The sequence below is a fragment of the Nitrospinota bacterium genome (genome assembly GCA_009873635.1).
Lineage (GTDB): Bacteria > Nitrospinota > Nitrospinia > Nitrospinales > VA-1 > LS-NOB.
In genome coordinates, this window is the sequence record WAHY01000042.1 from 1 (window position 1) to 9,716 (window position 9,716).

Consider the following 9,716-nt stretch of genomic DNA (forward strand, 5'->3'; position numbering starts at 1 on the left):
TGTATGCTCATCAATCAACGTTAAAATCCGTAAAGGTCGTCCATCCTCCGTTCTCGTTGCTACAAAATCATAACTCCATACATGATCCTTAAACTGAGGCCTTAGTCTGATACCCGACAAATCCTTCGCTCAGAAACATTGAATTGTTCCATCACACGAAATACCGCTCGACGCTTCTTTGTCGGGCTTAATACTTTCCCTCAGCTACTTCCTTTAGAATCGCTTTGTCCAATGACAAATCAGCCACCAGCTTTCTCAGACGGGTATTTTCTTTCTCAACTTCCTTCAACCGTTTGGCTTGATCAACGCTCAAACTACCGTACTCTTTACGCCAGCGGTAATAGGTTTGCTCCGTTACTCCTATCTTTTTGCACACTTGACCAATCGTACTTCCTTTAGCCTGTAATACCTCTGCTTCTCGCAAATAACCTATAATCTGTTCAGATGAATATCTTTTCCTGGCCATCTTACCCCCCCCCTAATCAACAGGTTTTTGACCCAAATCCTAACATTAAATCTGGATCAGTTTTTGGGGGTAGGCCAGTATTCGTTCTACACCAAATTGTTCATCTTGAAGATTCACCACAGGATCTGGGTTAATCAGTGACATGTCTTATATCACTCATCAAACGCGCCATATATAAAGCGGCCGAAACACCTTTTCCTGAAACATCTACAAGAACGATTCCCCTATTTTTCATTTAAATAGCTTTGCCCTTATTAAAAGGAGGAAAAACAAAACTTCTTTATGTTGTGTTAAGCTTAACATATGCGTATTACATGGACCAATGAGCTAAACCATAAAGCTTGAAAAATACTTTTATGAAACAAAACAGTCTGACGGCCATTCTCCCTCAGATTCTACTCAGTCATAAGGAATGGTTTGAGTCGAAAGGCAATAAAGGAATATTCGCTGATCTGAGCGGAGAAAACTTACGCCAAGGAAATTTTAAAAATGCTGTATTGGTGGAGGCAAATTTACAGGGTGCTGATCTTCGAGAAGCCAGCTTTGAAAATGCTGATCTTCGTGGGGCAAACCTGCAGGATGCCCAACTGGAAGGATCATGCATGAAAAACGCAAACTTTGAAGAAACGGATTTGATGTGGGCCAATCTCGAGAATGCTGACCTGAGCAATACACGTATGGATGGGGCTTACCTTCATGGAGCCAATTTGAGAAATACAAATGTCAAAAATTCGCAAATCAAGTTTACCTGGACCGATGAGGATACATTGTTTCCACCTGGAGTGAAGCCACACCAATGAGTTTTAAGAGACAGACTATACTACTGGATAGATTGCCATATTTCACAAATGATCAAAAGTTTTTAACTCTTTCTACAAGTTCCGGTTTGTCTATGAATGGATTACGGTTACCCTGAATAATTTCTATCATGTCATTTCGCTTTTCTTCCCAGGCATCTGGGGGATCTTCAAAGTGCCAATTTCTTAATGTATCTTCCAGACCATCGTCCAAAGGAATTTTATATTGAAACGACATATATAGATAAGCCCTGGAAGCATCTCCACGAATTTCTTTTCTGAGCCCGCTTTTCTTCTCGCAATAACTGTATTCCCACATACCCGAAAAATTTTCCGTTTCAGAAGAAAATGCAGTCCCGTTAATCATGGGAAAAATATTATGCATATCGGACTCCCTGGTTTTAAACTTCGGTGAAACTTCGGAACAACACTGGCGTCCCTTGACCATTTTTCCATCTGATCTTGCACACGAAGTTTTTTCCCAGCACTTCAGGGATCCAGCAAAGATACGTGGCGGCATCAGGGATTTCCAAGCAAGTTTTTTTGGTTTCTGTTTGCTAGATTTCGATCCATTGACGCATATATTTTCATTAACCTGTTTTAACTTATCAAACACACACCCGCAGTGGAAAGTACGTCGTTTGTCAGAGTTTAAGTATATCTTCTGGAGTTGCTTGCGGGCAATTTCACTACTGACCAAAGTTGAGGGTTTGAACAAGTCACGATTTAACTTTTGCGCCCAGGCAAAGTTTACCATCCAGAATATAGATAATATTGTCATTGCACATTTTATTCGCATAATTTTATTGTAACATTTTCATATATAGCTTAGAGTTTTTCATTTCTCTGTTTTTTTTAAACGCTTAGGTAACCGTTCAAAGCTCTGTTCCTGTATCTCGTATCCCTTGTTACCTTTTTATATATCATTTTTGCTTCATTATATTTCTTCAAAAGGTTCTTTGTATCAGCTAATTTCAATTGAGCGCCCATATCATTTGGGTTTCTGCGGACAGTTTCAATAAAATCCTGTTCTGCCAGAATAAGGGTTTTGTTATCTTTAGAAATCCGAAAACTTTCAAGATAAGCCATGCCGCTCAATATAAAATATTGATAATCAATAATATGGCCTAGTAACGAAAAGCATTTACAGATAGAGACTTTTCGAGAAGAAGAGTCATGGTTTCTCGGTTAAGATAAGTTGCCTAAACTTATTTAACTTAAAGGAGAAACCAATGACTCAGAACCAATACGTTATCAGAAGAAAGCTTAATATTCTAGAGTTGGGTGAAACGCTGGGCAATATCTCGGAAGCCTGCCGGAAGTTAGGCGTATCCCGCCAGCATCATTACGACATCAAATCTGCCATTGAGGAGGAAGGCCTGGAGGGACTCCTCGAAAAGTCCCGTAAGGCCCCACGATTTGCTAACCGGGTGTCTCCCGAAATCGAACAGAAGGTGCTGGATTATTCGTTAGAGTTTCCTACTCAGGGCCAGAAACGAGTGGCGAATGAACTCAAGAAACAGGGTATCCAGATCAGCGATGGAGGTATCCGCAGTATCTGGCTGAGGCACAACCTGCAAATCGCCAGCCTTCGGTTAAAGCGTTTAGAGAAATGGGCTGCTGAAAACGAGAGCATTCTCACCGAATCTCAGGTTCAGGCCCTGGAGCAGGCCAAGGAGGAAAAAGAAGCCCATGGCGAGATTGAAACACCTCATCCGGGTTTTCTTCTCGGTCAGGATACCTACTATGTTGGCTACATCAAGGGCGTTGGCAAAATTTACCAGCAAACAGCCATTGATACCCATTCTAATGTTGGCTTTGCCAAAGTGTATTCAGACAAAACTGCCTTGGTTGCCGCCGATTTTCTCAATAACAAAGTCCTTCCGTTTTTCGATGCTCAAAATATGGCCTTGCTCCGCATTTTAACAGATCGAGGCACTGAGTACTGTGGACGAACAGAAACTCACCCTTACCAACTCTTCCTTCATCTGAGCGGAATCGAACATTCGAGAACGAAGGTACGGCACCCGCAGACCAATGGATCAACGGAGCGGCTCAACCAGACGATCCAGAATGAGTTCTACAAGGTTGCTTTCAGGAAGAAGCTTTACAAATCCATTGAAGAGATCCAATCCGACCTGGACAGCTTCATGCAATATTATAATAATGACAGAACCAATCAGGGAAAGCATTGTCAGGGCAGGACACCCATGCAGACCTTCAACGATGGAAGGCCAGTTTATCAACAATATGTTTTTGAAAACTCAGAGGAGGGAAAAACAGCCGCTTAAAATCTGTTAAAATATCTCAACCGAGAGACCGACTGTACAAGCAAATCTTACGCAGGGCAGTTTAACGTATTGCCCGATGCGTCTAACAGTAGCACCTTGCTCATGTGATATTCCTCCATCGGTATTCATGCTTCAAAAGGTATAAAGCTGGGTAATACTCTCAAGAAAGATTTCTCCTACTAATTAGGGCTATAAAAAGAGAAAGGCCGGACATCATAATTAATAAAGGGTGCCATGAAGTTTGGATAGCGAAGAAAAGAATGGTCGCCCAAAAAAATACACCACAAATCATAATATTCTTAACCGAGAACTGAAAGTATTTCATTTGAAATTTGACTCGACTAATATTTAATATCTTTGATATAACGAATCCAATTAATATTACTAAGATTTGTAAGAGTAATATATACCCCCAACCAAGCGGAGAGAGTATAAAACTAAAAGGTGACTCTTCAAAAAAATTTTTCTTTAATTCAGGAATAAGTAAAATTGCTCTTAAACTCTCTGTTCCATCAAAGGCTTCAATTTCTCCGGTAGCCAAGACATATCTCATACTCTTTTCTGTGCTTTGTACATGGATTTTATAATTTCCAGCGTCAGCACGAACTTTAAACTCAGGTCCCTTCCAATACATGCTTTGGCCAAATGGCTCAAAGAATTTCTTCCAGTCATTTGTTTTCGGGTTAAGTATTTCCATAGGTTGTTCACCCTTAAAGATTTTGACTGTCACATTTTTTTCTGGCCCTTCTATAAAAGGAACCAAAATATTTACATATAAGTCAATTGGTGAACTTGTGCTGATTGTATAAATGTGTGGTTTTCCTGAAAGATTGCCATAATAAGCCTTCGATATTTCTGGTTCAGTAACATTAATTTTTTCTATCTCGACTAGTCTGGGTTGATGGGCTAAAATCTTTAAAGGAAAACCAACCAAAATTAAAAAGATAATTACTATTACAATTCTTATCTTGTTTTTATTTTGATTCATTTTTTAAAGATTTTTTAAATAACTTTCTAGCTATACTTTTGCAGTCGACTAAACGTTTATTTGCTGGTAGCAGTTCAAAACCGGCTCAGGTATTCTTGCAAAGGCCCAAAAAAGATATTAGCTTGTTTATAAGAAAGCATTTCGGATGGAAGAGCAGAGAGTGCTTTGTTGAGTTTTTTTGCAACTCCTTCATATTTAACAATTTCTTTCAAAGATCTTATATGAATACGAATTGTAAATAAAATAGCTTCTGTCGATTTTAGCTTCCTCAGCGTTTGTCGCTCAACTCTTAACCAAAGATGCTCACCTGCATTACTTGAATTAATCTTAGTCTTGTCAAGCATGGACGTTATTCCATCCTGCCGTAAAGATGGACTGTCGTGTATTGACCAGTTACGACGCGAAAATATTCCATGATTTGGCATCTGATCAAAAAATTTATTGGTAGGAATCTTGAGCTTATCCTTATAGAAGGGTACAGGAGAATGAATAGTATCCATAGTCTTTCTGAACTTATCTCTTAAATTCCAACGTGAAGGAAACGCTAAACTGCCTGCCGCCAACCACCATCCCTTTTGCTCCTTATTTGGAGGCAACATTATTATAAGATCCTCCTGAACCAATCTTGCTGCTATATCCAATGGATGCAACTTACTTACAATTAGGTCCGTTGAAAATTCCTCTCCTGAATAATTTTCATGAGATTTAAGTTTAATGATCTTATTTTTAAGCGCATACAAATCAGGTTTATATTTTGTTAAGTTATTAATCATCAAATCTAGAACAACTTTAGATGCACTAAGGGCAGAAGTATCGGCCATAAAAATATCTTCAGGAATTCTAGCTAGCAATTTCCTTTTTTCTACCAATTGCAGCGCACGTTCCTTTAAATCAAAAACTTCAAACCACTCAGAGTCAGGAACTTTTTGTAATCCCATGGATAAAAAAAAGGAGGGATCTTCAAAAGGAAAATACGGGGGTTTATAACAATTTTTTTTAATGTTGTTTTCCAAACTTTTCTATTACGGCCATTATTAATTTTTAAGACTATCATGTACTAATCACTAGTTAGTTTATCAAAAGACAAACATAACAATAAAAAAACTATCACTTATAAGTATTATTTTAGGTTCATATGCATAAACCAAGGGATATCTGGCAATCCAAATGGTCGGCCAGTAGGTTCAAAGAACAAGTTCACAACTCTGAAAGCAGCATTCATAGAAGCCTTTGAGGAGATAGGTGGAGTGGATAACTTGATTGAATGGGCAAGATGTAATCAGACCGAGTTTTATAGAATGCTGGCACGGTTAATGCCAAGAGAGATTCATGCTGATGTGAATGCTGGATACAGTCTTGTTGAATTACTGCAGGAGATAGATGAACAGGAGGCTCAGGCGAAGGAGTGAATCACGCACATTCCTACTTTTTTTCACTTTTCTGATATAATCCACGCATCCCAAAAATCTAAGGTGATTGAATGAAAAAGAAAACAGTCAAGAAAAAGGCAGTCAAGAAGAAGTTGGTTAAGAAGAAAGCAGTTAAGAAGTTAGAAACATCTGACTCACTTAATCCAGCAATTAGAAAGATGAAACAAGAAGTTTTAAAGAAAAAACAGAAACTTAAGATTGATTATTTTGGGGAAGGATAATATAAATCTTTTGAACCCAAAATATATTCTTAAAAAATTTAATTATTAGAAACCGAAAAACTATCACCCGTGTAAAACCGATATATTCGCACCACACCCGTTTCTATTTACTGTTGCTTCATCAAATAAAAACAAGAAAGTTTGTAGACAGGGACTGGAGAAACCCGAAATCATAAATATTTTTATTGACAAAAAAGTTACTTACATTTGCTGTGGAAAACTTGTTAATAACTACCCAATTTCTTCCCCCCCCCCCTAAAAATGGACTTGTGAGGTGAGTTGTTTAAGTTTTAATCAGGTGCTAAATTGTAATTTTTAAGGTAGTTAGAATACGAAAAGGACAAATAAGTCTTTAATTGACAATAAATTCAATAGTTATTCACAATCGTTTTTAATTGTGGTAGGAAAAGGACTATATACCAGTGAATTTTTAGATTCCAAAAGATTTAAAACCTAAAAGTATCCTTCCACCGTATGCTTTTATATTTGCCCCCATTGCTATTTTAGGATTACGCCCCATAAACGATACTAGCCATAATCAATTACCATTGACCCTATCAATATCACCGTCAGGACTATCAATAAGATTTTAAAAAAGATTTTCAAAAAACGCCAAACACGTTTTATTATTGATGGCGTCGCTTTAACTCCCTTTTCTATTGCATTAAACCCCTTTTCTACTGTCGCATTGGTTACTTCTACTTTTATAGTCTTGTCCAATGGAGTTTGAGTAGAACTGTTTTGCAAATCATGTCCACAATTTGAACAAAACTTTCCTTCTGAGCTTACTTTCGCTCCACATTGACTACAGAAATTAACTTCTTCGTTCATTGCAGAATCCAAAGGAATAGGAATGGCCTTATTGTATTACAGGACGAGGGAAAATGGGAATAGTGGGGCGATTTGCCCTTCATTTGCCACCCCAAACAAAAAATGGGCTACGGCCTAAACCGTAACCCATTGATTTACAGATAGGGGTCAGTTTGTTTTTTTGTTCCCTTAGGGGTGTTGTCTTCTGGCAAGAGGTCAGAAGATTCGTTGGATGACATAAGCTCACTGTGGCAGGAAAATAAAGTTTGATGACCACTGGGTCTGTTTCTCTTAAAAGGGTCTTCATTAATATTAAACAAATCTTTTAGGTCATTTCGTAGTTTAGAAAGGTATTGTCTGTAATTAGTTCTTTGTTTATCTTCAAATTTTTCTTCGTCAAAAACTCCACTTGAATGAATTATAGGGAAAAGGAAATCACGGGATGTCTTTGATGTCATAACTGTTTTCCATTTTTCTAAACTAAAATCAAATGGTTTCTTCTTTATAAAAATCACTATCTGGGCTTTGTCATTAATTCCTATCTTAATGTCTTTCCACTTTGTCCCATCTGGAGCATGGAGAATATTATTCTTGGTTTTTTCTATTTTTTTGACCGAATCTTGTTCTTTAACCTCACTTAAGTTTAAATAGCCAATAAATTCTAAAGCCCTTTTGGGTGTTTTGTGTCCTGCGATCTGGATTTCTAACTTTTCTAAAATTTTATCTTCAGTTAACCAATTAAAAAAATCTTCAGTATTATGCGACTGTCCAATATTTAATCCAGATGGGTCGTTATGAAACTTTATCCCAATCCATCTGCACAATAGTGAATATGCCCTGCCAGCGACTCTAGTTTCTAAGGTAGATATATAACCGTCTGGCAACGAACCAGAACTCACCCCTTTAAGGTTGTTGTTTGCAATTTCCGCTTTTGCTAGTTCACGCCAAGAATATCCTATTAATATTTTGAAGATTGTATCTGTGGGTAGGTTTTTTTGTTGGGCAAGTAATTTATCCGAATATTTATCGTAATCCATAGCGTTTCCTTCAGAACGCCTTCATGTAGTGAAATATCAAGGCAACTGGGTGAAGGTGACCCAGTATTCGGGAGCGACCCTAGCCTTGACGTTTGAGAGGAATAACTTTGCCTTTTTCTTTTACACCAGCTATTGCAAGAATCTTGTCTTCAATCTTTTGCATTGGCCCACGCAACCGTTCTACGTCGGTCACCACATAGCCTGAGGTAACATCTCCTCCAATGGAATGATTGACCAATCGTTTAATAGCGAATACGGATAAATCCAAACTGTCCGCTACGGTTATGAAATGTCTTCTTAGATCATGAAGGGTAAAGGTCACTCCAGATTTTTTAATTATATTCTTAATCTGTTGTTTTGGTTCTACCAAATGACCATCCTTACCCGTGCCTGAGAATATATACTTGTCTCCATTGGAATTTTTTACTCGTTCTTTGATAATGCAGAATAAATAATCAGGCAATGGCAGGGTGAGGGGTTGCCTGTTTTTAGGATCAAGCAAGGTATAGGATCGTTGCTTTAGGTCAACTTGTTCCACCTCTAAAGTCATACCTTCTTCACGACGTGAACCTGTTAACAATAAAAACAGAATGTAGTCCTTTATCGTTTCATTTTCTACCGTTGTCAGTGCCTTAAACCAATCTGGAAGCTCATGAGGTTTGATAATGGTTTGTCTTCTTGGAACCCTGTACCATGCTTTTGTTTGGGATAACCGTTGAACAGGGTTGTACTTAATGAGAGGGCCTCCTTCAGCATCTTCATAATAACCTGCAGAGAAATTAAGAAGCGAACGTAGAAACCGCATATGTAAGTTGGCTTGCGATCCCCCCCGTTTTTTTATCTCATCATCAGTGGGAGTGTTTCCTTTTTCTTTGTATTTGCGGATATAGTTAACCTCGGCATCCTTCTTTAGGCTAGAGTGTTTTTGGGCAACCATATCACGGGTAATATCTACCAAACGTCGGTCAGCCCAATCAAAAAAGGCAACCCTCATAGATCGGTGGTACTCACGAGAAGTCTGAGGTTTTAAATCCCGTGTTTCCAGAAAATCTTTAAAGGCTTGCTCTAATGTCACCGCTTTAGACTTTTCAGCTGTTCTTCTTTTTTCCTCTTGTCCCCGTTTTTCCTTTAACGATTGATAGCCCTGACCTGTCTTGATGTTAGACAGAATTTGATTGCGAATATTTGCACACTTATGGGCGTTGACTTCTGTTGATTCCCAACCGATGGCTTCTTCGGCCAACCGTCCATGTCTTTTGTAACGGATAACGAAATATTTTTTTGGGCGACCCCGAAACTTCTCATTAGGATGCTCCCTGTATCGTACACCGCTATGCCGACTACTCTTCCAGTTTGCCATATAAACACTTCAGCGTGGATTTAAGGTTTTTCTAAATTTGTCCCACCCCTGTCCCACCAGTTGGAGAAAACTTAGGATGAAATAAGAGTTTAGAGGGAACCTCTATATAACCCTTTAAATAGGGCTAAAATCTTATATATGAATGATAAGGAATGTTTGGGAAGATGTCAAGAAGGTAGTAACTTACAAATTCGTAATCAGTAGGTCGGCGGTTCAATTCCGCCCGCTGGCTCCATATTTTACAATGGGTTACAGTTTAGGCTGTAGCCCATTTGTTGCTTTGGGTAGCGTATGGGGTAGCAATTTTAACGTTTTC

Annotated in this window: 10 protein-coding genes; 2 read left to right on the plus strand and 8 right to left on the minus strand. The window is 38.4% G+C overall.

The window, feature by feature from the left end:
* Nucleotides 1–187 precede the first annotated feature (187 nt).
* A complete protein-coding gene (locus F3741_12545) occupies nt 188–466 on the minus strand; it encodes a transposase (protein ID MZG31606.1) in 279 nt (92 codons plus the stop codon).
* 130 nt (nt 467–596) lie between these two features.
* A complete protein-coding gene (locus F3741_12550; GenBank protein ID MZG31607.1) occupies nt 597–701 on the minus strand; it encodes a SpoIIE family protein phosphatase in 105 nt (34 codons plus the stop codon).
* Between the two features lie 121 nt (nt 702–822).
* Between F3741_12550 and F3741_12555 the strand changes: the two genes are divergently transcribed.
* Entirely contained in the window at nt 823–1,266 is a 444-nt protein-coding gene (locus tag F3741_12555) for a pentapeptide repeat-containing protein (protein MZG31608.1), read from the plus strand.
* Between the two features lie 52 nt (nt 1,267–1,318).
* Here the strand turns inward: F3741_12555 and F3741_12560 are convergent, their stop codons facing one another.
* A complete protein-coding gene (locus tag F3741_12560) occupies nt 1,319–2,044 on the minus strand; it encodes a hypothetical protein (protein ID MZG31609.1) in 726 nt (241 codons plus the stop codon).
* 451 nt (nt 2,045–2,495) lie between these two features.
* On the opposite strand from F3741_12560, the gene F3741_12565 reads away from it, so the two are divergent.
* Nucleotides 2,496–3,554 carry an IS481 family transposase gene (locus tag F3741_12565; GenBank protein MZG31610.1) on the plus strand — a complete coding sequence of 353 codons (1,059 nt, stop codon included), beginning with the start codon at nt 2,496–2,498 and terminating at the stop codon, nt 3,552–3,554.
* A gap of 160 nt (nt 3,555–3,714) precedes the next feature.
* On the opposite strand, the gene F3741_12570 is transcribed toward F3741_12565, so the two are convergent.
* The 5 genes from F3741_12570 to F3741_12590 form a co-directional block, all read right to left on the minus strand.
* Nucleotides 3,715–4,542: a hypothetical protein gene (locus tag F3741_12570; GenBank protein MZG31611.1), complete on the minus strand. Its 828-nt coding sequence runs from the start codon at nt 4,540–4,542 to the stop codon at nt 3,715–3,717.
* A 74-nt stretch (nt 4,543–4,616) separates the two neighbouring features.
* Nucleotides 4,617–5,480 carry a DUF3445 domain-containing protein gene (locus F3741_12575; GenBank protein MZG31612.1) on the minus strand — a complete coding sequence of 288 codons (864 nt, stop codon included), beginning with the start codon at nt 5,478–5,480 and terminating at the stop codon, nt 4,617–4,619.
* Nucleotides 5,481–6,721: 1,241 nt separating this feature from the next.
* Nucleotides 6,722–7,024: a zinc ribbon domain-containing protein gene (locus F3741_12580; protein ID MZG31613.1), complete on the minus strand. Its 303-nt coding sequence runs from the start codon at nt 7,022–7,024 to the stop codon at nt 6,722–6,724.
* 134 nt (nt 7,025–7,158) lie between these two features.
* Nucleotides 7,159–8,040, minus strand: a complete 882-nt coding sequence (locus F3741_12585; protein MZG31614.1) for a hypothetical protein — start codon at nt 8,038–8,040, stop codon at nt 7,159–7,161.
* Nucleotides 8,041–8,119: 79 nt separating this feature from the next.
* Complete coding sequence (locus F3741_12590) at nt 8,120–9,400, minus strand: tyrosine-type recombinase/integrase (protein MZG31615.1); 1,281 nt, start codon at nt 9,398–9,400, stop codon at nt 8,120–8,122.
* Between the last annotated feature and the right edge of the window lie 316 nt (nt 9,401–9,716).

What these genes read in the sequence shown, in the direction of transcription:
- F3741_12545 (MZG31606.1), bottom strand. Translation starts at nt 466, where the DNA reads ATGGCCAGGAAAAGATATTCATCTGAACAGATTATAGGTTATTTGCGA.
- F3741_12550 (MZG31607.1), bottom strand. Translation starts at nt 701, where the DNA reads ATGAAAAATAGGGGAATCGTTCTTGTAGATGTTTCAGGAAAAGGTGTT.
- F3741_12555 (MZG31608.1), top strand. Translation starts at nt 823, where the DNA reads ATGAAACAAAACAGTCTGACGGCCATTCTCCCTCAGATTCTACTCAGT.
- F3741_12560 (MZG31609.1), bottom strand. Translation starts at nt 2,044, where the DNA reads ATGACAATATTATCTATATTCTGGATGGTAAACTTTGCCTGGGCGCAA.
- F3741_12565 (MZG31610.1), top strand. Translation starts at nt 2,496, where the DNA reads ATGACTCAGAACCAATACGTTATCAGAAGAAAGCTTAATATTCTAGAG.
- F3741_12570 (MZG31611.1), bottom strand. Translation starts at nt 4,542, where the DNA reads ATGAATCAAAATAAAAACAAGATAAGAATTGTAATAGTAATTATCTTT.
- F3741_12575 (MZG31612.1), bottom strand. Translation starts at nt 5,480, where the DNA reads ATGGGATTACAAAAAGTTCCTGACTCTGAGTGGTTTGAAGTTTTTGAT.
- F3741_12580 (MZG31613.1), bottom strand. Translation starts at nt 7,024, where the DNA reads ATGAACGAAGAAGTTAATTTCTGTAGTCAATGTGGAGCGAAAGTAAGC.
- F3741_12585 (MZG31614.1), bottom strand. Translation starts at nt 8,040, where the DNA reads ATGGATTACGATAAATATTCGGATAAATTACTTGCCCAACAAAAAAAC.
- F3741_12590 (MZG31615.1), bottom strand. Translation starts at nt 9,400, where the DNA reads ATGGCAAACTGGAAGAGTAGTCGGCATAGCGGTGTACGATACAGGGAG.